The organism is Saccharopolyspora dendranthemae (assembly GCF_007829955.1).
Classification (GTDB): Bacteria; Actinomycetota; Actinomycetes; order Mycobacteriales; family Pseudonocardiaceae; genus Saccharopolyspora; species Saccharopolyspora dendranthemae.
Window position 1 is genome coordinate 256,636 of sequence record NZ_VIWX01000005.1, and the last position, 19,057, is coordinate 275,692.

A 19,057-nucleotide genomic window follows, 5' to 3' on the forward strand; every position below is an offset into this window, starting at 1 on the left:
GAAACTTTCGGACCATCCACAGTGGAACTCACATGTCCGCGGCGGCCAGGAAGTCCTCGCGGGCTTCCGAGCTCGTGTGCTGCGGCCACAGCGCGTGCAGCGGGACGAACGTCGGCGGGAGGAGTTCGAGCACGCGGACCGAGCCCCCGGGTGCCGCGCCCGCGGCGGCGGTGACGAACGCGACGTGGTTCGTGCCCTGCACAGCGGTGGTCGGGGGAGTGCCCTGGATGGGATTGCGCCGGACATCGGGTTCGAAACCCGCTCGGCGGCAGCTGTCGATGAGCAGGTCGGTGTAGCCGGAGTTGCCCGGCCGACCCCACACCATGATCGTTTCCTCGGCGAGCTCGCCGAGTTCGACGGATTCGCGCCGGGCGAGCCGGTGATCGGCCGCCACCGCCACCCGCAGCCGGTGGTGGGCCAGCGTGGTCCGGGTCAAGCCGCGCTCCGGCGCCATTCCGCGGCACAGCCCGAGATCGAGTTCCCCGGCGATCAGCTGCTCGGTGAGCTCGCCCGGGTAGCGCTGGTTGACCTGGGTGGACAGCTCCGACTGCACGTCGTGCGCGCGTCGCAGCAGCGCGGTCACCTCGTCGCCGGTGACCGCGGGAGTGTGACCGATCCGCAGCACCTCGGTCTCGCCGCGCCCGATCCGCCGGGCGCGGTGCAGCGCCGACCGGGCCGCGCCGTGCAGCAGCCGGGCGTCGGCGATCAGCGCCTCACCGGCGGGCAGCACCCGCAGCGTCGAGCCGCTGCGGTCCAGCAGCTCCACTCCCACCTCGCGCTCCAGCGCGCGGATCGAGGTGGACAGCGCCTGCTGGGAGAGGTGCAGCCGACGGGCTCCCCGGGTGAACCCGCCCTCCTCCGCGACAGCGATCAGGTGGGTGAGTTTGTGCAGGTCGATCGTCATCGGAACCATCCTGCCCCACGTGTCCTCGACAGCAGAAAGCGAACCGGCGTGGGCCCCCTCAGCGCCCACGCCGGTTCGTCCGCCCCACGCGGCTCAGCGGGTGGTGTAGCCCCCGTTGGGGAACAGCGTCTGGCCGGTGAACCACCAGCCCTCGGTGGTCAGGTGCCGGATGATCGGCACGATGTCCTCGATGTTGGTCAGCTGGTTGCCCAGCGCCTGGGACTTGTGGAACTCGACGCGTTCCGGCGTCTCCTGCGGGTAGAAGAACGGCGTGTCCATCGGGCCGGGCGCGACGACGTTCACCGAGATCCCGCGGTCCGCGAACTCCTTGGCCGCGGCCCGGGTGAAGTGCTCCAGCGGGGCCTTGCCGCCGGCGTAGGTGGAGTAGCCGTCGGTGAACGCGGCCAGCAGCGAGGTGCCCAGGCTGATGATCTTGCCGCCGTCGTTGAGACGCCGACCGGCCTCCTGGATGAAGAAGTACCCGGCCTTCGCGTTGATCGCGAACATCCGGTCGAACTCCTCCTCGGAGGTCTCCAGGATCGGCTTGCGCAGCACCATCCCGGTCGTGTTCACCGCGATGTCCACGCCGCCGAAGTCGTCCACGGCCGCGTCGAAGAGCTGCTGCACCCCGGCGACCTGCGTCAGATCGGCCTGAACCGAGATGGCCTGGCTGCCGGCTTCCTGCACGGCGCGCACGGTCTTCTCGGCGTCGGCGGCGGAGGCGTCGCCGTGGTAGTGCACCACGATCTTCGCCCCGTCCTCGGCGAGCGTCCGGGACAGCAGGCCGCCGAGGTTCTTGGCGCCCCCGCCGATCACGACGACCTTGCCCTGCAATGCGTTCGCACTCATCGTTAACCCCCTCGTCGGTTTCGCACCCCCGACGCTATGGGGATGAGCGGGAGCTGGAAAACGCGAACAACTGGTGGGTCCACAAGGAACTCGGATAGCTGCAGGTCATGGGTTTCCGGAGGCGGAGTCCGCCACTTTCGTGTGACTGGCGGGAAACCGCCCGGAGGCCGTTCTCGATCACCTACACTTCGCCGCGAAACGCGTCCGCTGCATGGAGGAACCCGTGGCGACCTGGGAAGACCTGAGCAAGTTCATCCGCACCGAGTACCTGCCGGCGCCGGAGGACGATGACGACGACGAGCTCGAAGAAGAGCCGGAATACCGGATCATCGAATCCAGCGAGGAGGAGATCCGGATCCTCGTCGAGTACGAGGACGACCGCAGCCAGATCGTCATCGTCTGCCGCGAACGGCTGGACGACACCGAGGACTGGGTCCAGGTGGTCTCGGTGATCGGCCGCGCCGACCAGGTCGACCTGCACAAGCTGCTCGACGAGCTGGGGCAGACGTCGGTGGTCTGCGGCGCGGTGGTCATCGGTGAGCACGTGGTGCTCCGGCACTCCGTTCCGCTGCTCAACCTCGACATCAACGAGTTCGTCGACCCGCTGAACTTCGTCGCCGAGACCGCGGATCACTTGGAGGAGATGTTCTTCCCCGAGGACGACTACTGATCCGCTCAGTCGGCGCGCCCGGTGACGGCCACGGTGACCCCGAGGCCGATCATCGAGGCGCCGCCGGTGCGGGTCAGCTGGGTGATTCGCCGCGGTGAGCGGCCGAACCAGCCGCGCGCGGCGGAGGCCATGAGGCCCCAGACGCCGTCGGAGGCCAGTTGCAGGAGCGCTCCGGCCAGGCCCAGCACCAGCATCTGGGCGATGACGCCGCCCGCCTCGCGGTCGACGAACTGCGGCAGCACGGCCATCAGGAAGACGATGCTCTTCGGGTTGCTGATCCCGACCAGCACGCCTTCCCAGATCCTCTGCGAGCCCGGAACCGGTTGCGGGTCACCGAGATCCGGTGCCGGTGCGCGCATCGCCTGAACGCCGAGGAAGATCAGGTAGGCGGCTCCGGCCAGCTTGATCGCGGTGAAGGCCAGGGCGGAGTGCGCCACCACGGTCCCCAGCCCGAGGGCGACCGCGATGACCAGGAAGTACCCGCCGAGCGCGTTGCCCAGCGCGGACGACAGCGCGGCGCGTCGGCCGTGCGCGAGGGCACGGCCGACGACGAAGAGCACGCTGGGCCCGGGAATCGCGGACAGCAGCAGCGACATCGCGCAGAACGCGATCAGTGCGTGCAGGTCGACCACGGTTCGAGCATGACACGCAGATCAGCCGGTGGTGGCCGGAATCGCCGCATCCGCGCGCTCTTCCGGCTTGGTCCGCGTCGCGCCGAGCATCAGCAGCACGCTGACACCGGCCAGTGCCGCGCCCACCCACAGCGGTGAGGTCAAGCCGAGGCCCGCCGCGATGGTCAGGCCACCCAGCCAAGCGCCGAGCGCGTTGCCGACGTTGAACGCGGCGATGTTGATGGCCGAGGCCATCGTCGGCGCGTCACCGCCGTAGGTCATCACCCTGGTCTGCAGCGGGGGAACGGTGCCGAACCCGAATCCTCCCATCAGCAGGATCGCCACCACGGCGATCACCTTGAACCCGGCGAGGAACCCGAACGCGGACATCACGATCGTCAGGCCGGCCAGCAGCACCAGCAGGGTGCCGTCGAGGTTCTTGTCGGCCATGCGGGCCCCGAACAGGTTGCCCGCGAACAGGCCTGCGCCGAACACCAGCATCAGCCACGGAACGGTGCCCGCCGCGAAGCCGGAGACCTCGGTGACCAGCGGCGCGATGTAGGTGAACGCGCCGAACATGCCGCCGAAGGCCAGGATCGTGATCGCCACGGTCCACCACACCTGGGGGCGGCGCAGAGCGGTGAGCTCGGCCCGCAGCCGGGTCGGGACCACGTCGGCGTCGACCTTCGCCCCCGGCACCAGCAGCTGGATGCCGACCAGCGCGATCAGGCCGATCGCGGTGATCGCCCAGAACGTCGAGCGCCAGCCCATCGCCTGCCCGAGGAACGTGCCCAGCGGCACGCCCAGGACATTGGCGGTGGTCAGGCCGGTGAACATGATCGCCACCGCGCCCGCCTTGCGGTTCGGTGGCACCAGCGCGGCGGCGACCACCGAGCCGATGCCGAAGAACGTGCCGTGGGTCAGCGCGGCGAGGATCCGGCCGGTCAGCATCAGCCCGTAGGTCGGCGCGACGGCCGAGAGCAGGTTGCCCGCGATGAACAGGAACATCAGCGAGACCAGGACTTTCTTGCGGGGAAGCCGGGTGACGGCGGCGGTCAGGAAGATCGCTCCGACCGCCACGGCCAGCGCGTAGCCGGAGATCAGGTAACCGGCGACCGGGATGCTGACCTCGAAATCGGCGGCGACCTCTGGGAGTAGGCCCATGATGACGAACTCGGTCAGGCCGATGCCGAACCCGCCGAGTGCGAGGGCCACGAGTGCAACGGGCATTCCCGTCGGCTCCTTACGTGCGTCTGTTGGTATCTAGCGCACGCAGGTAGTTGCACGCGCTGGGTAAATAGTTGCACGCGCGCTATATGGGCGCAAACGGCTACAGTGGGGACGAGGCGGATGTCACCGGCAGGGAGGTGCGGCAGTGGGTATCGCCGACGACGCGGTGGAGATCCGCGCGCGCGGCTGGCGCACGCTCGCCGCGCTGCACGGCAAGATCGAGACCGCGCTGGAGAAGGCGCTGCAGGCCGACCACGGCCTGTCGGTCGTCGAGTACACCGTGCTCGACGCCCTGAGCAGGCAGGACGGCTGGCACATGCGCATGCAGCAGCTCGGCCGCGCCACCGCGCTCAGCGGCAGCGCCACGACGCGCCTGGTCAGCAGGCTCGAAGACCGGATGCTGCTGACCCGCGTGCTGTGCCGCGACGACCGGCGCGGCATCTACACGGAGCTCACCGACCAGGGGCGCGCCTTGCTGGAAGCGGCCCGGCCGACGCACGACGAGGCCCTGGCGAAGGCGCTCGCGGAGACCGAGCAGGTTCCCGAGCTCGCCCCGCTGGTCGAGGCCTTGCACCGGCTCCCGCAGCTCGGCGAGTAGATGCCGGCGACGGGCGCGAGCATCGGCACCCCCGGTCGCCGCAACGAAGACCGCTTCGCCATCGGCCCCGACTGGGCCTTCGTCCTCGACGGCGCCACCGCACCGTCCGGTGTGGACAGCGGCTGCGTGCACGACGTCGTCTGGCTGGTCCGGCGGCTCGGCGGAGCGCTCGCGGAGCTGCTCACGATCAGCGACGACCCGCTCGCCGACCTCCTCGCCGAAGCGATCGACCGAGTCCGCGCCGCCCACGCCGACACCTGCGACCTGAACAACCCGAACAGCCCGTCCTCGACGGCGACCCTGCTGCGCCGGGGTGAGGGAACCGAGTACCTGGTCCTGGCCGACAGCCCGCTCGTCCTCGACGTGGGTGGTGAGGTCCGAGCCGTCGTCGACGACCGCATCGACCACCTGCCGAGCCGCACGCTCGACGCGGTCACCGAACTCCGCAACTCCGACGGCGGTTTCTGGGTCGCCTCGACGAAACCCGAAGCCGCGCACCAGGCTGTCACCGGCACGCTCCCGCCGTTCCGCAGAGCGGCCCTGCTCACCGACGGCGCCTCGCGGCTCGTCGACCACTTCGCCCTCACCGACTGGCGCGGCCTCCTCGACCTCCTCGAAGAGGAAGGCCCGGCCACCCTCCTCGCCCAGGTCCGCCAAGCCGAGTCGACCAACCCCCCACCAGCCAGAGCCAAACCCCACGACGACGCCACAGCCCTCTTCTGGCTTCCAGCCCCACACCCCTCGCACTGAGCTCACTGCGAGCCCTCGCACCTCCCGCGTGTTGCGCAGAGGGCAACAATCCCAGTTTTAGTCCAAACTGAGCCGACATTTCGGGCACGAAAGCCCCCCAATTAGGACTAAAACTGGGGCCGGGCAGCCGCCGCACACGAAACCGGCCACCACATCGGCGAAGCCACCCGGTCGCACGCTGGTCCGGGTCGAGGAAACCTCCCGTCTCGCCCGCAGGACTTCGAAAACTGCGGTTTTCGCACCGTCAAAAACTGCCGTTTTCGTACCGTCGATGGGACTGTCGGGGTAACGGTGTTTCCAGCCTGACGCGCCGGGCGTGGGTCCGGCGGGATGGGCACTGTGAGTGATGAGCTCTGACGCTGTGAGCGCAGACCGGAAGAAGATCGGCAAGTCGGATCGGACGTTGTCTCCTGAGCAGGCCGCTGTGGCCGAGATGGTGGCGATGGCCAAGGACAAGGGCCTGGATTTGACCGGTCCGGATGGGCTTTTGAAGCTGTTCACCAAGAATGTGTTGGAAACGGCGTTGAACGAGGAACTGACCGAGCACCTCGGGCATGAGAAAAACCGTGCCGACTCGGGCCGGGATTCAGCGAATGTGCGCAACGGTTCCCGTCCGAAGACCGTGATCTCCGATGCGGCCGGCGCGATCGAGATCACGGTTCCGCGGGATCGTGAAGGAACATTCGAGCCGCGGATCGTACGAAAGCGGCAGCGCCGTCTCGGCAGTGTGGACGAGGTGGTGTTGTCACTGTATGCGAAGGGATTGACCACCGGGGAAATTTCCGCGCATTTCGCGGAAATCTACGGGGCGTCGGTGTCCAAGGACACGATCTCCCGTATCACCGACACGGTCGTACGGGAGATGGAGGATTGGCGCAACCGTCCGCTGGATTCGGTCTACGCCGCGATCTTCATTGACGCTGTCGTGGTCAAGGTCCGGGACGGTCAGGTGGCCAACCAGCCCGTCTACGCGGCGATCGGGGTCACTGTGGACGGCCGCAAGGACGTGCTGGGGCTGTGGATGGGCACCGGCGGCGAGGGCGCGAAGTTCTGGCTGTCGGTCCTGATGGATCTGAAAAATCGCGGCATCACCGATGTCTTCTTCTGCGTCTGTGATGGCTTGAAAGGACTCCCGGATTCCGTCGCCTCGGTGTGGCCGCACACCATCGTCCAGACCTGCATCGTCCATCTGATTCGCAACACTTTCCGGCTCGTTCCCCGGCAGAAATGGGATGAGGTCAAAAAGGACATCAAACCGATTTACACCGCACCGAACCCGGACGCGGCACTGGCCGCTCTTGACGATCTCGATGAGAAATGGGGCAAGCAGTACCGGGCCATGATCCGATTGTGGCGCAACGCCTGGGAAGAATTCACGCCGTTCCTCTCCTACGACGTCGAGATCCGGAAAGTGCTGTGCTCCACCAATGCAATCGAATCCCTCAACGCCCGCTACCGTCGAGCGGTCCGCGCACGAGGACATTTCCCCAACGAACAGGCAGCGCTGAAATGCCTGTATCTTGTAACCCGCAGCCTGGATCCCACCGGAGCCGGCCGCACCCGATGGACGACACGTTGGAAGCCAGTCCTCGACGCCTTCGCCATCACCTTCGGTGACCGCTGGCCGGACGCCGAAACCTACTGATCAACACGCTGGAAACACCGTTCCTGCGAAAGACCCCCGTCGATTCCTGCGGTTTTCGTGTGGGTTGGTGCGGTGGGCGGTGGTGAATGCCGTGTCTGGGGGTCTCGGGTGCTGTCAGGTGCAGCGTTCGGCGAGGGCTAGGGCGTCGTGGGGTGCGTGGGCTTTGATGTCGTTGTCGAAGTAGGCGTAGACGTCGCGGTTCTCGCGTTCCTTCGGGGGTGTGGCGACCGTGTGGTCGGTGAGCGGGCAGTCGCCGTTGCGCCAGGCATCGATCAACCTCGCGAAGCGGTCGAGTTCGGCCGCGGTGTAGCCGCTGGCGTAGAGCTCCTCGGCGCCGTGCAGCCGCAGGTAGACGAAGTCGGCGGTGACGTCTTCGAGGTGCGGCCAGGAACCTGCCGCGTCCGCCACGACCAGGCCGATGCCGTGCTGCCGCAGGAATTCCACGGGTTCCGGCGCGGCGAACGAGGGGTGGCGGACCTCCAGCGCGTGGCGCAGCGGGCGGTCGGCGTCGGTTTCGGTCAACGCCCGCCCGTCGAGGCGTTCGTCGTGGCGCGCGGCGAGTTCGGCCGCCTGCGCGGTCGAACGGGGCAGCAGCGCGAAGAACTCGTCGAGATGCTCCGGGTTGTAGGCGAGCGACGGAGGGAGCTGCCACAGCAGCGGCCCGAGCTTGTGCCCGAGCGCCAGCAGCCCAGAGGCGAAGAAGTTCGCCAAAGCGGTCTCGACGCCGCGCAGTCGCTTCATGTGCGTGATGTAGCGACTGCCCTTGACCGAGAACACGAAGTCGCCAGGCGTCTCCTCGGCCCAGCGCCGATAGCTCTCCGGCCGCTGCAACGAGTAGAACGACCCGTTGAGCTCGACAGACCCCAGCCGCCCTGCCAGGTGCGCCAGCTCATCCCGCTGCCGCAACCCCTCCGGGTAGAACGCCCCGCGCCAAGGCCCGTAACGCCACCCGGAAGTCCCCACCACAACCCGACCGGCCACCACCCCACGCTAACGCCCCCAACCCCACCTGGCCGGACCCATCATTCGTTTTGAACCGGTCTCCAGGAAGCGTCCCAAATCACGGCCGTCGGGCTGTTGAGGTGATCGGCTCTACACTCTGCCGGTTTGATTAGTCGTCATACGTCAGGCCGTCTTGAAGCCAGGTTTCGTCTGAGAAGTCTCCGTCGTCCTCTTCCCATTTCGGGGTATTTGAGGGCCGGGCTTCGGTTGGCTGTGGTGGTTCTTCGTCGGTGTGTTCGGTGTTAATGAATTTGGTTACGCCCGAGAACAAGTCGACCATGTGCTCGTTCGTCGACATCTGCTCGACGAGCGTCTGTGGTGTGATCGTTCCGTCGAGGTAGTCGCGAACAGTCTTCACCGGCATGCGTGTGATCACGAAAAGATGCTCATGTAAAGCTGCGCGAGGTGGCGTAACAGGAAGGCGGCCAGCACTAAGAACAGGAAGACCGCGAGCGTGATGAGCACGGGCCAGCCTGGTGTGTTGCGGATGTATCTACGGCTGAGGAATCCGGGTAGCAGTTGCCGTCGCTGCGCGGGTGTCTTGTCCCGATGCCGGGTGCGATGCCCTCCAGGCTGGATTTCCTCAAACCTGTCGAATGGGATCAGCTGCTCATCCGAGCTGGGCACCTCTGGCTCTTCCCCATTGCCGTTGCGCGGTGGGGGTGCGTTGCTGTCTTTCGACATGTCGTACTCCCACTGAAGATCGGTCGATCACCTCAGGCGACGAAAGGCAGGACGTTTTCGGGGGTGGGGGAAGTTTTCATGAAAACTTCCCCCACCCCCGAAAAGAGACCGTCAGCTCGGTCGGGATCAGCTGCTGCGGTTGGCCGAGGCTTCGAGGGCTCTGCGGACCAGGACCTTGGCGAGGTGGCGGCGGTAGTCCGCGCTGGCCGTGGGCTGGTCCGGGGGAGAGGTGTCCTCCGCTGCGCGGTCCGCTGCTTCGGCGGGGTTGGCGCCGGAGGCCAGGGCCTCCTCGACGCCCGCTGCGCGCATCGGGGTCGGGCCCATGTTCACCAGGGCGACGCGGTTGCCCGCGACCGCCACGCCCACGACCGCCCAGTCGATGGCGCGCTTGGTGAACTTCTGGAAGTCCCAGCCCTGCGCGGAGTTCTTCTCGACCCGGATCTCCACCAGCAGCTCGTCCTCGCCGAGCGAGGTCTCGAAGAAGTCGGTGAAGAAGTCCGTGATCGCGATCTCCCGGGTGCCCGAGGGGCCCTGGGCGACCAGGACCGCGTCCAGCGCCAGCGCCACCGCGGGCAGGTCCGATGCCGGATCGCCGTGGACCAGCGAACCGCCGATGGTGCCGCGGTGGCGGACCTGCGGGTCGCCGATGGTGCCCGCAGCGTGGGCCAGCAGCGGCACCTCGCGCTGGAGCAGATCCGAGTGCTCGACGTCGTGGTGCCTGGTCAGGGCACCGATGCGGATCTGCGAACCCTCCTCGCGGATGTAGGAGAGGTCGCGCAGGCCGCCGACGTCGATGACGACCTCCGGCACCGCCAGCCGCAGCTTCATCAGCGGCAGCAGGGAATGCCCGCCCGCCAGCAGCTTCGCGTCGTCGCCGTGCTCGGCGAGCAGGGTCAGCGCCTCGTCGACCGTGCCGGCGCGCTTGTAGGTGAAGGCGGCAGGGATCATTCCGCGGCCCCCTGCTTCTCCTTGGCCGCGTCGAGCACGGCTTGGACGATGTTGTGGTACCCGGTGCAGCGGCAGAGGTTGCCCTCCAGCCCGGACCGGACGTCGGCCTCGGACGGGGTCGGGTTCTCCTCCACAAGGGACACCGACGCCATCACCATGCCCGGCGTGCAGTAACCGCACTGCAGACCGTGGTTCTTCTGGAAGGCGCGCTGCATGGGGTGCAGCTGCTCGCCGTCCGCCAGCCCCTCGATGGTCGTGACGTCGTGGCCCTCGGCCTGTGCCGCGAGCACCGTGCACGACTTCACCGACTCACCGTCGAGCAGCACCGTGCACGCACCGCACGACGTGGTGTCGCAGCCGATGTTGGTGCCGGTCAGCTCGCAATCGTCGCGCAGGTACTGGACGAGCAGGGCGCGGTCCTCGACCTCGTGGCTCCGCTGCTCGCCGTTGACGTTGATCGAAACTTGCACGAAGGAAACTCCTCAACGCTTCGCAGGTGTACTACCTGAACAACAACAGCGGGACTTCTATGCCTGGGTGATGGCCTGCCACACCCGTTCGGGGGTGGTGGGCATGTCGATGTGCCGGACACCGAGGTGGGCGAGCGCGTCGACCACCGCGTTCTGCACCGCCGGAGTGGCCCCGATGGTCCCCGCCTCGCCGATCCCCTTGGCGCCCAACGGGTTCAACGTCGTGGGGGTCTCCATCGTCAGCAGCTCGAAGCTCGGCAGCTCGGCGGCGGTGATGATCGCGTAGTCGGCGAAGCTCGCGTTCTGCGGGTTTCCGTCGGCGTCGTAGGAGACCTCCTCCAGCAGGGCCTGCGCCGCGCCCTGCGCGATGCCGCCGTGCCGCTGGCCCTCGGTGAGGACCGGGTTCACGATCACGCCCGCGTCGTCGACCGTGATGTGCCGCAGGTAGTCGACCTTGCCGGTCTCGACGTCGACCTCGACCAGCGCGAGGTGACTGCCGAACGGGAACGTCGGCCGGTCCTCCACGAAGTGCACGTCGGCTGCCAGCCCGTCATCGGCCTTCTGCGCCAGCTCCGCCCACGAGACCGTGACGCTCGGAGTACCGCGAACCTGCCACGTGCCGTCGGTGAGCTCCAGGTCCGCCTCGTCGATCTCGATCATCTCGGCGGCCAGCTTGCGGGCCTTCTCCTTGACGTCCACCGCGGCGCGGTGCACCGCCGTGCCGCCCAGCTGGAGCGAGCGGGAGCCCATCGTCCCGACGCCCTTCGGGATCAGATCCGTGTCACCGTGCACGACCTCGATCTTGTCCAGGTCGATGCCCAGCTGCTCGGACACCAGCATCGCGAACGACGTCCAGTGGCCCTGGCCGTGCGCGGAGCTGCCGGTGAGCACCAGAGCGCTGCCGTCGGGCCGGATTTCGACGTGCCCGGTCTCGCCCTCGGTGTTGTTCGGCGCGGTGATCTCCACGTAGCTGGACAGGCCGATGCCCAGCTGCTTGGTGGCGCCGTCCGCGCGCCGCTTGGCCTGCTCCTCGCGCAGCGAGGCGTAGTCGGCGGCCGCCAGGACCGAGTCGAGGCCCTTGATGTACTCGCCAGAGTCGTAGAGCATCCCGCCCGCCGTCTGGTACGGGAACTGCTCCGGTTTCACCAGGTTCGCGCGGCGCACGTCGGCCGGGTCGGCGCCGATCTCGGCGGCGAACAGGTCGATCGCGCGCTCGATCGCGGCGGTCGCCTCCGGGCGGCCCGCGCCCCGGTAGGCGCCGATCGGCGTGGTGTTGGTGACCACCGTCCGGCCCTGCGACTCGACCTTCGGGATGTCGTAGACGCCGCTGGCCATCATCCGCGTGAACACCGGCAGGAACGCGCCCATCCGCGGGTAGGCGCCCACGTCCTGCACGATGTCCAGCCGGTAGGCGAGCACCGTTCCGTCGCGCCGGCCGCCGATGGTGACCACGTGCCGCTGCGCGCGACCGTGGGTCATCGCGACCAGGTTCTCGCTGCGGGTCTCGACCCACTTGACGGGCTTGCCGACCTGCTTGGACAGCAGCGACAGCAGCGCGGCCTCCTGCTCGGAGCCGATCTTGGCGCCGAAACCGCCACCGACGTCCGGCGTGATCACCCGCAGCTTGTCCTGCGGCAGGCCGAGATTGGCCATCAGCTCGTCGCGGCAGGCCTGCGCGTTCTGGTTGGACAGCCAGAAGGTGACCTTCTCGCCCTCCCAGGCGCACGCCGCCGAACGGCCCTCCAGCGAGGCCGCGGCCACGCGCTGGTTGAGGATCTGCTCGCTGACCACGACCTCGCAGTCGTCGAAGAGCGAGTCGTCGGCCTCACCGGCGGCGCCGATGATGTTGGTGCCCGCCTCCGGGAAGACCAGCTTCTCGTCGGCCAGCGCCGCGTCGAAGTCGATCACCGCGTCCAGCGGCTCGTAGTCGATGGAGACCATCTCCGCCGCGTCCTGGGCCTGGCCGAGGGTGTCGGCGACCACCGCCACGACCGGCTCACCGGCGTAGCGGACCACGCCCTTCGCCAGGTGGGGCCGGTCCAGTCCTGGCGGGGTGGGGCCGGAGAGGCTCCCACCGGACGCGTAGGGCGGGAGGTCGACGTCATCAGCGGTGAAAACCCCGTGCACGCCCGGAGCCGACTTGGCTTCGTCGACGTCCACTTCGGTGATGGTGGCGCTCGCCAGCGGACTGCGGACGAACAGAACGTGCAATGCCCCCTGGAGGGCGGGCTCGCGCAGGTCGTCCACGTAGGTGCCGCCGACTGTGAGAAGGCGCGGGTCTTCGACACGTTGGACCCGGGTGCCGAGAATGCTCAAAGCTGCCTCGCAGTCAACAGGATCAAAAAGAGTTCGGGAACTGCCCCAGAGTCTTGTGCTCCGGACTGTGACCCACAAGACTTGACGCTCGGAGAAAGTCGGCGTGTCGGGATTTCTCCGAGGCGGACGGGTCGACGCGATGTTCGGCTGATCGGGTGAACCCGTACTCTGACAACGTTGAATGTCACAGTACGGCCTGACATCGTCGTAGGTTTTGGTGTTCGATCACGGAATGACCTCGCTCATCCAGCAGTCGCCGGGCGCTGTCCCGGCGGATGGCGCGAACCTCAGCCAGATCCTCATCGCCACCGGTAGTGCCGGACTGCTGGCCGCACTGCTGATCGCCCTCGGCCACGGACACCGCACCGGGAAGATCACGGTGCTGGCCCGCCTCGCCGAACGCTCCGAGCACTCGTGGCTCTTCCGCGGACTTCCCGGCTGGTCGGCTTTCCCGTTGCGACTCGCCCTGCTCTCGCAGCTGGTGCTGCTGCTGGGCATCTACTGGGACATCGCGCTGCGCATCACGCGGGGACGCGGGGACGGGCCGCTGTCGAACGCCGCGCACTACCCGATCCTGTTCGGGATCTTCGGCCTCTGCGCCGCGGGCACGCTGGCGATGGTGCTGCCGGTCGGCGAGCACCCGGGCCGGGCCGCGCTGCGCATCACCAAGTGCTGGGAAGCGCCCACCAGCGGACTCCTGCTGGGGCTCGCCGGATTCTTCTCGCTGCTCGGGTTCCCGCTCGACGCGGTGTGGCAGCGGCTGTTCGGCCAGGACGTCACCTTGTGGGGCCCCGCGCGGTTGATGGTCATCGGCGGCGCGTCGTTGGCACTGGTGGCCATGGCTCTGCTGGAGCGCGAGGGCCGGTTCGTGCGCACCGGCCGCGCCGAGACGATGCGCGCCCTCTACGTGCGGCGGAGTCTGCTCTGCGGAGCGCTGCTGGTCGGGCTGTCGTTGTTCCAGGCCGAGTGGGACTTCGGGGTCCCGCAATTCCGGATGGTCTTCCAGCCCCTGCTGATCGCCATCGCCGCCGGCTGCGCGCTGGTCGCCGCGCGGCTGTGGGTGGGCCGCGGCGGCGCGATGCTCGCGGTGGCCCTGTTCGTGCTCACCCGCGGCGTCCTCACGATCCTCGTCGATTCGGCGCTGGTCGGGCTGAGCTCGGCGATCCCGCTGTACGTGGTCGAGGCGCTGTGCGTGGAGATCGCGGCCGTCGCGCTGGCGCGACGACCGCTGGCGCTGGGCGTGTTCTCCGGGATGCTGATCGGAACCATCGGCTACACCAGCGAATACGTGTGGACCGCCGCCGCCTACCGGCTGCCGTGGTCGCCCGACATGCTGCCCGAGGGCGTGGCGATGTCGCTGGTCGGCGGCGTCTGCGGCGGTCTGATCGGGGCGTTGCTGGTGCGAGCCCTGCGCGGGGAGCTGCCGCCAGCGCGAGTGCGCAACGCCGTCTTCGCGGTGGCGATCGCCGGGATCGCGGCTGCGGTGGTCAACGGGCTGGTCGGGACGTCCCCGGACGGCGTGCGCGCCACCGTGGCGGTCGACGAGGCGACGAAGCAGGCCGAGGTGCGCATCGAGCCCGTGACGATGGCCCAGCACCCGACCTGGCTGACCGTCACCGGGTGGCACGGAGACGCGCTGCACGTCGACCGGCTGACGGAGGTCGCTCCCGGCGTTTACCGCACCAATCAGCCGATGCCGGTGGCCGGGCCGTGGAAGACGATCCTCAGGCTGCACACCGGCCGGGCCATCCTCGCGACCCCGGTGTACTTCCCGGCCAACGCGGCCAGGAACCAGCCGGGGGTGTCCGCGCCCGCGCAGTTCACCCGAGACGCCCTCCCGGAGTACCAGCTGCTGCGCCGGGAAGCCGCGCCCAGCATCCCGGTCTGGCTCTGGCCCGCTGCGTCGTCGGTGGTGGCGGCGTTGTCGCTGGCCTACGTCCTGGCGCTGGGCTGGGGAGCGCAGCGCATCGGCCGCGCCATCTCAGGCCCGCCGTGCGGCGAAGCCGGCAGCACCCCCGCCCACCTCGCCTCCGACTCCCGCTGACCCCACCCAGCCCGAACCTCACTCGGCCCAGCCGGGGTCCTGGGGAGAGCGCGACCTCGCCCGGTCCCAGTTTTAGTCCAAACCGAGGCGCATCCGTGTCCGTTTTGTCCGCTCAGTTTGGACTAAAACTGGGATTTGCCCTGAAGTGGGGACGCGCGGTTCGTGGTGGGCGGGGCTCGTTCGGGGGACGGGTGGGTGATCGTTCAGTGTGGTACTTGTCACATTCGGCTGTGGCGGGCAGAGTCTAGGTCGAGGTCCCACCACCTAGGCGCGAGAGGTGTACGCCGATGGCCCCCACGACGACCGAACTGGCCGAGTTCCAGAGGGCGCTGACGCAGCTGCGGGCGAGCGCAGGCGCGCTGCGGCAGCGGTACGGCGACGCCGCAGCCGTCCGCCGCATCGACAACGACCTCGAAAGACTCGACATCGACGCCGCCGAGCTCACGTCCGCCGTGCCCGTCCCGCGGCGCAGCGACGACGTCCGCGACGACGTGGTGATCGTGCCGGACACCCCCTACGACCCGTCGCTGTGGCGCGACGTCGACGACGAGGGGCTCGGCGGGCACTCGCGGTACTGATCCCGGGCGATCGATTCCGCTCGGCGGACCCGCGCAGGGCGCGCGGCGTGGCGAGAAGGTTGCGCCGGTCGGGGGACTACCGAGCGTGCTGTGATCTGATCCACAATGATCGGCCTCATGGTGAGCACATCGGACGACTCACGACAACGAGGTCAAAGAATGTCCGCTCCCGCTAGCGCCGGCGGCCGCGCTCGGATCGGTGCGCGCACCTTGCGCACCGATCGCTGGTGGCTCCCGCCCCTGGTGACCTTCCTCGGCCTGCTGGCCTTCGTGGTCTACGGCTTGATCCGCACGTTCATGAACCAGTGGTACTGGGTACCGGAGCACAACTACCTGGCACCGTTCTTCTCGCCCTGCCTGTCGGCCGCCTGCGTGCCGGGCTCCAGCCACTTCGGGCAACCGTTCCCGGACCTGGGCTGGCTGATCCCGCCGCCGATCTTCGTGCTGCCGTTCGTGCTCGGGTTCCGGCTGACCTGCTACTACTACCGCAAGGCCTACTACCGGTCGTTCTGGGCGTCGCCGCCGGCCTGCGCGGTCGCCGAACCGCACCGCCGCTACACCGGCGAGACGCGGTTCCCGCTGATCATGCAGAACGTGCACCGTTACTTCTTCTACGCGGCGCTGCTGGTCGCGTCGGTGCTGACCTACGACACGGTCATCGCCTTCAAGGGCACCGACGGCGGAGTCGGCGTCGGGCTGGGAACGCTGCTGATGCTGGTCAACGTGGTGCTGCTGTGGTCGTACACGCTGTCCTGCCACTCCTGCCGCCACCTCATCGGCGGGCGCCTCACCCACTTCTCCAGGCACCCGGTGCGCTACTGGCTCTGGACCAAGATCACCTGGCTGAACGGCAAGCACATGCTGCTGGCCTGGTCCTCGCTGGTGTCGGTGGCGCTGGTCGACCTGTACGTGATGCTCGTGGCGAGCGGCGCCTTCGCCGATCCGCGGCTCTTCAACTAGGAGCGCCGGAGGCCCGCGCACGCCGCGGGCTGCGATGCGCCCGGAACCCCCTGGTGAACGGAAGAGAGCGGCTGCGCCGCTTCCCAGCAACTCAGAAGGACTTGAAGTGGAGATCGAACGGCACGAGTACGACGTGGTCGTGATCGGCGCCGGTGGCGCGGGTCTGCGCGCGGCGATCGAGACGCGATCAGCGGGACTGCGCACCGCGGTGGTGTGCAAGTCGCTCTTCGGCAAGGCCCACACCGTGATGGCCGAGGGCGGCATCGCCGCCTCGATGGGCAACGTCAACTCCCGCGACGACTGGCAGGTGCACTTCCGGGACACGATGCGCGGCGGGAAGTTCCTCAACAACTGGCGGATGGCCGAGCTGCACGCTCGCGAGGCTCCGCAGCGGGTGTGGGAGCTGGAAACCTACGGCGCGCTGTTCGACCGCACCCCGGACGGCAGGATCAGCCAGCGCAACTTCGGCGGTCACGAGTACCCGAGGCTCGCGCACGTCGGCGACCGGACCGGCCTGGAGCTGATCCGCACGCTGCAGCAGAAGATCGTTTCGCTCCAGCAGGAGGACCACGCCGAGTTCGGCGACTACGAGGCCCGCATCAAGGTCTTCCAGGAATGCACGGTCACCGAGCTCCTCAAGGACGACTCGGGCGCGCAGGGATCGAAGGTCTCGGGCGCTTTCGGGTACTGGCGGGAGTCCGGCCGGTACGTGCTCTTCGACGCCCCGGCGGTCATCCTCGCCACCGGTGGCATCGGCAAGTCGTTCAAGGTCACCTCGAACTCCTGGGAGTACACCGGAGACGGGCACGCGCTGGCGCTGCGCGCCGGAGCGTCCCTGATCAACATGGAGTTCGTGCAGTTCCACCCGACCGGAATGGTGTGGCCGCCGAGCGTGAAGGGGATCCTGGTCACCGAATCGGTGCGCGGCGATGGCGGAGTGCTGCGCAACTCCGAGGGTCGCCGGTTCATGTTCGACTACATCCCCGAGGTGTTCAAGGACAACTACGCCGACAGCGAGGCCGAGGGCGATCGCTGGTACGACGACCCGGACAACAACCGCAGGCCTCCCGAGCTGCTGCCGCGGGACGAGGTCGCGCGAGCCATCAACAACGAGGTCAAGGAAGGCCGGGGCTCCCCGCACGGCGGTGTCTTCCTCGACGTGGCCACGCGCCTGCCCGCCGAGACCATTACCAAGCGGTTGCCGTCGATGCACCACCAGTTCAAGGAACTGGCCGATGTGGACATCACCACCGAGGCGATGGAAGTCGGCCCGACCTGCCACTACGTGATGGGCGGAGTCGAGGTCGAGCCCGACACCGCCGCCTCCCGCGTGCCCGGGCTGTTCGCGGCGGGTGAGGTCGCGGGCGGCATGCACGGTTCGAACCGGTTGGGCGGCAACTCGTTGTCGGATCTGCTGGTCTTCGGACGCCGGGCAGGCACCGGAGCCGCCGGTTACGTCCAGGGCCTCGTGGACCGCCCGCGGATCGCTCCGTCCGATGTGGACTCTGCGGCGGAACGCGCCGCGGACCCGTTCAACCCGGCCGAGGGCAAGAGCGAGAACCCCTACTCGCTGCACTCGGAGCTCCAGCAGGCGATGAACGACCTCGTGGGCATCATCCGGCGGGACGAGGAGATGCGCGAGGCGCTGGGCCGGCTGCGGGACTTGATCGCGCGAGCCGAACACCTCGAAGTGGAGGGCAACCGGCAGTTCAACCCCGGTTGGCACCTGGCCATCGACCTGCGCAACATGCTGCTGGTCAGCGAATGCGTCGCCCGCGCAGCGCTGCTGCGGACCGAGAGCCGCGGCGGGCACACCCGCGACGACCACCCGTCGATGGATGCGCAGTGGCGCCGGAAGCTCCTGGTCTGCGAGCGGTCCGGCACGGGGGTCGAGGTCACCGAGGAACCGCAGGTTGCGATGCGTCACGAGCTGCTGGAGCTGTTCAAGCTGGAGGAGCTGCGCAAGTACTACACCGATGACGAGCTCGCGGACGTCCAGGCTAAGGAGCTGTGATGGGTTACCAGGCGCACTTCCGGGTGTGGCGCGGCACGGACGACGGCGAGCTGCAGGACTTCGCCGTCGAGGTCAACGAGGGTGAGGTCGTCCTCGACATCATCCACCGGTTGCAGGCCACCCAGGCACCGGACATGGCGGTCCGCTGGAACTGCAAGGCGGGCAAGTGCGGCTCGTGCTCGGCGGAGATCAACGGCCGTCCGCGGCTGATGTGCATGACCCGGATGTCCACCTTCACCGAGGACGAGACCATCACGGTCACCCCGATGCGCGCGTTCCCGCTGATCAAGGATTTGGTGACGGACGTGTCGTACAACTACACCAAGGCCCGCGAGGTCCCGGCGTTCACGCCGCCCGCGGACCTGGAGCCCGGTGAGTACCGGATGCAGCAGGTCGACGTGGAGCGCTCGCAGGAGTTCCGCAAGTGCATCGAGTGCTTCCTCTGCCAGGACACCTGCCACGTCATCCGCGACCACGAGGAGAACAAGGAGGCGTTCTCCGGGCCCAGGTTCCTGATGCGCGTCGCCGAACTGGAGATGCACCCGCTCGACGAGGCCGAGGACCGGCCGGACAAGGCGAGGGGAGACCACGGGCTGGGCATGTGCAACATCACGAAGTGCTGCAGCGAGGTCTGCCCGGAGAACATCCACATCACCGACAACGCCCTCATCCCGTTGAAGGAGCGAGTGGCGGACCACCGCTACGACCCGATCCTGCGCTTGTTCCGGAAGAAGAAGGACTAGAAACTGTTCGCGTGCGAGCTGAGTCCCGTTCCTGGGTGAGC

At 68.2% G+C, this 19,057-nt stretch carries 19 protein-coding genes; 9 read left to right on the forward strand and 10 right to left on the reverse strand.

The features are described 5' to 3' along the window. Window positions 1–28: 28 nt before the first annotated feature. The gene (locus tag FHU35_RS22900) at window positions 29–904 is read right to left on the reverse strand and encodes a LysR family transcriptional regulator (protein ID WP_145743174.1); all 876 of its coding nucleotides are present in this window, start codon (window positions 902–904) and stop codon (window positions 29–31) included. 93 nt (window positions 905–997) lie between these two features. After that, window positions 998–1,753: an SDR family oxidoreductase gene (locus FHU35_RS22905; RefSeq protein ID WP_145743176.1), complete on the reverse strand. Its 756-nt coding sequence runs from the start codon at window positions 1,751–1,753 to the stop codon at window positions 998–1,000. Between the two features lie 223 nt (window positions 1,754–1,976). Between FHU35_RS22905 and FHU35_RS22910 the strand changes: the two genes are divergently transcribed. Continuing rightward, window positions 1,977–2,423, forward strand: coding sequence for a hypothetical protein (locus tag FHU35_RS22910; RefSeq protein ID WP_186459571.1), 447 nt, complete (start codon window positions 1,977–1,979; stop codon window positions 2,421–2,423). Window positions 2,424–2,428: 5 nt separating this feature from the next. Here the strand turns inward: FHU35_RS22910 and FHU35_RS22915 are convergent, their stop codons facing one another. Continuing rightward, complete coding sequence (locus FHU35_RS22915; RefSeq protein WP_425474170.1) at window positions 2,429–3,055, reverse strand: LysE family translocator; 627 nt, start codon at window positions 3,053–3,055, stop codon at window positions 2,429–2,431. Between the two features lie 21 nt (window positions 3,056–3,076). Further along, window positions 3,077–4,264: an MFS transporter gene (locus FHU35_RS22920; protein ID WP_145743178.1), complete on the reverse strand. Its 1,188-nt coding sequence runs from the start codon at window positions 4,262–4,264 to the stop codon at window positions 3,077–3,079. 145 nt (window positions 4,265–4,409) lie between these two features. Here FHU35_RS22920 and FHU35_RS22925 point away from each other — a divergent pair, with 145 nt between their 5' ends. From FHU35_RS22925 to FHU35_RS22935, 3 genes are all read left to right on the forward strand, one after another. Continuing rightward, on the forward strand, window positions 4,410–4,862 hold the full coding sequence (locus tag FHU35_RS22925) for a MarR family winged helix-turn-helix transcriptional regulator (protein ID WP_145743180.1): 453 nt from the start codon (window positions 4,410–4,412) through the stop codon (window positions 4,860–4,862). After that, window positions 4,863–5,612, forward strand: coding sequence for a protein phosphatase 2C domain-containing protein (locus FHU35_RS22930; RefSeq protein ID WP_145743182.1), 750 nt, complete (start codon window positions 4,863–4,865; stop codon window positions 5,610–5,612). A 433-nt stretch (window positions 5,613–6,045) separates the two neighbouring features. Then, window positions 6,046–7,257, forward strand: coding sequence for an IS256 family transposase (locus FHU35_RS22935; protein ID WP_246110309.1), 1,212 nt, complete (start codon window positions 6,046–6,048; stop codon window positions 7,255–7,257). Window positions 7,258–7,371: 114 nt separating this feature from the next. Here FHU35_RS22935 and FHU35_RS22940 read toward each other — a convergent pair whose 3' ends face one another. The 6 genes from FHU35_RS22940 to FHU35_RS22965 all read right to left on the reverse strand — a co-directional run bounded on the left by FHU35_RS22940 (window position 7,372) and on the right by FHU35_RS22965 (window position 12,677). Then, window positions 7,372–8,238, reverse strand: a complete 867-nt coding sequence (locus FHU35_RS22940; protein ID WP_145743184.1) for a DUF72 domain-containing protein — start codon at window positions 8,236–8,238, stop codon at window positions 7,372–7,374. A 130-nt stretch (window positions 8,239–8,368) separates the two neighbouring features. Beyond that, window positions 8,369–8,635, reverse strand: a complete 267-nt coding sequence (locus tag FHU35_RS22945; RefSeq protein WP_145743186.1) for a hypothetical protein — start codon at window positions 8,633–8,635, stop codon at window positions 8,369–8,371. After that, window positions 8,632–8,943 (reverse strand): hypothetical protein, encoded by a 312-nt coding sequence (locus tag FHU35_RS22950; RefSeq protein WP_145743188.1) that lies wholly within the window; start codon window positions 8,941–8,943, stop codon window positions 8,632–8,634. Before FHU35_RS22950 ends, FHU35_RS22945 begins: the two co-directional genes overlap by 4 nt. Window positions 8,944–9,069: 126 nt before the next feature. Further along, a complete protein-coding gene (locus FHU35_RS22955; RefSeq protein WP_145743190.1) occupies window positions 9,070–9,891 on the reverse strand; it encodes an FAD binding domain-containing protein in 822 nt (273 codons plus the stop codon). Beyond that, a complete protein-coding gene (locus FHU35_RS22960; RefSeq protein WP_145743193.1) occupies window positions 9,888–10,361 on the reverse strand; it encodes a (2Fe-2S)-binding protein in 474 nt (157 codons plus the stop codon). The genes FHU35_RS22955 and FHU35_RS22960 overlap by 4 nt, the downstream gene beginning before the upstream one ends. Window positions 10,362–10,418: 57 nt before the next feature. Continuing rightward, window positions 10,419–12,677, reverse strand: a complete 2,259-nt coding sequence (locus FHU35_RS22965; RefSeq protein ID WP_145743195.1) for a xanthine dehydrogenase family protein molybdopterin-binding subunit — start codon at window positions 12,675–12,677, stop codon at window positions 10,419–10,421. A gap of 232 nt (window positions 12,678–12,909) precedes the next feature. On the opposite strand from FHU35_RS22965, the gene FHU35_RS22970 reads away from it, so the two are divergent. The 5 genes from FHU35_RS22970 to FHU35_RS22990 all read left to right on the forward strand — a co-directional run bounded on the left by FHU35_RS22970 (window position 12,910) and on the right by FHU35_RS22990 (window position 19,016). Next, complete coding sequence (locus FHU35_RS22970) at window positions 12,910–14,721, forward strand: hypothetical protein (protein ID WP_186459572.1); 1,812 nt, start codon at window positions 12,910–12,912, stop codon at window positions 14,719–14,721. 287 nt (window positions 14,722–15,008) lie between these two features. After that, on the forward strand, window positions 15,009–15,299 hold the full coding sequence (locus FHU35_RS22975; protein ID WP_145743197.1) for a hypothetical protein: 291 nt from the start codon (window positions 15,009–15,011) through the stop codon (window positions 15,297–15,299). Window positions 15,300–15,458: 159 nt separating this feature from the next. After that, the gene (locus tag FHU35_RS22980) at window positions 15,459–16,259 is read left to right on the forward strand and encodes a hypothetical protein (protein WP_145743199.1); all 801 of its coding nucleotides are present in this window, start codon (window positions 15,459–15,461) and stop codon (window positions 16,257–16,259) included. 106 nt (window positions 16,260–16,365) lie between these two features. After that, window positions 16,366–18,273, forward strand: a complete 1,908-nt coding sequence (locus FHU35_RS22985; RefSeq protein ID WP_246110512.1) for a fumarate reductase/succinate dehydrogenase flavoprotein subunit — start codon at window positions 16,366–16,368, stop codon at window positions 18,271–18,273. Continuing rightward, on the forward strand, window positions 18,273–19,016 hold the full coding sequence (locus tag FHU35_RS22990; protein WP_145743203.1) for a succinate dehydrogenase/fumarate reductase iron-sulfur subunit: 744 nt from the start codon (window positions 18,273–18,275) through the stop codon (window positions 19,014–19,016). The genes FHU35_RS22985 and FHU35_RS22990 overlap by 1 nt, the downstream gene beginning before the upstream one ends. Window positions 19,017–19,057: the final 41 nt, after the last annotated feature.

What these genes read in the sequence shown, in the direction of transcription:
- FHU35_RS22900 (WP_145743174.1), bottom strand. Translation starts at nt 904, where the DNA reads ATGACGATCGACCTGCACAAACTCACCCACCTGATCGCTGTCGCGGAG.
- FHU35_RS22905 (WP_145743176.1), bottom strand. Translation starts at nt 1,753, where the DNA reads ATGAGTGCGAACGCATTGCAGGGCAAGGTCGTCGTGATCGGCGGGGGC.
- FHU35_RS22920 (WP_145743178.1), bottom strand. Translation starts at nt 4,264, where the DNA reads ATGCCCGTTGCACTCGTGGCCCTCGCACTCGGCGGGTTCGGCATCGGC.
- FHU35_RS22930 (WP_145743182.1), top strand. Translation starts at nt 4,863, where the DNA reads ATGCCGGCGACGGGCGCGAGCATCGGCACCCCCGGTCGCCGCAACGAA.
- FHU35_RS22935 (WP_246110309.1), top strand. Translation starts at nt 6,046, where the DNA reads ATGGTGGCGATGGCCAAGGACAAGGGCCTGGATTTGACCGGTCCGGAT.
- FHU35_RS22950 (WP_145743188.1), bottom strand. Translation starts at nt 8,943, where the DNA reads ATGTCGAAAGACAGCAACGCACCCCCACCGCGCAACGGCAATGGGGAA.
- FHU35_RS22955 (WP_145743190.1), bottom strand. Translation starts at nt 9,891, where the DNA reads ATGATCCCTGCCGCCTTCACCTACAAGCGCGCCGGCACGGTCGACGAG.
- FHU35_RS22970 (WP_186459572.1), top strand. Translation starts at nt 12,910, where the DNA reads ATGACCTCGCTCATCCAGCAGTCGCCGGGCGCTGTCCCGGCGGATGGC.
- FHU35_RS22975 (WP_145743197.1), top strand. Translation starts at nt 15,009, where the DNA reads ATGGCCCCCACGACGACCGAACTGGCCGAGTTCCAGAGGGCGCTGACG.
- FHU35_RS22980 (WP_145743199.1), top strand. Translation starts at nt 15,459, where the DNA reads ATGTCCGCTCCCGCTAGCGCCGGCGGCCGCGCTCGGATCGGTGCGCGC.
- FHU35_RS22990 (WP_145743203.1), top strand. Translation starts at nt 18,273, where the DNA reads ATGGGTTACCAGGCGCACTTCCGGGTGTGGCGCGGCACGGACGACGGC.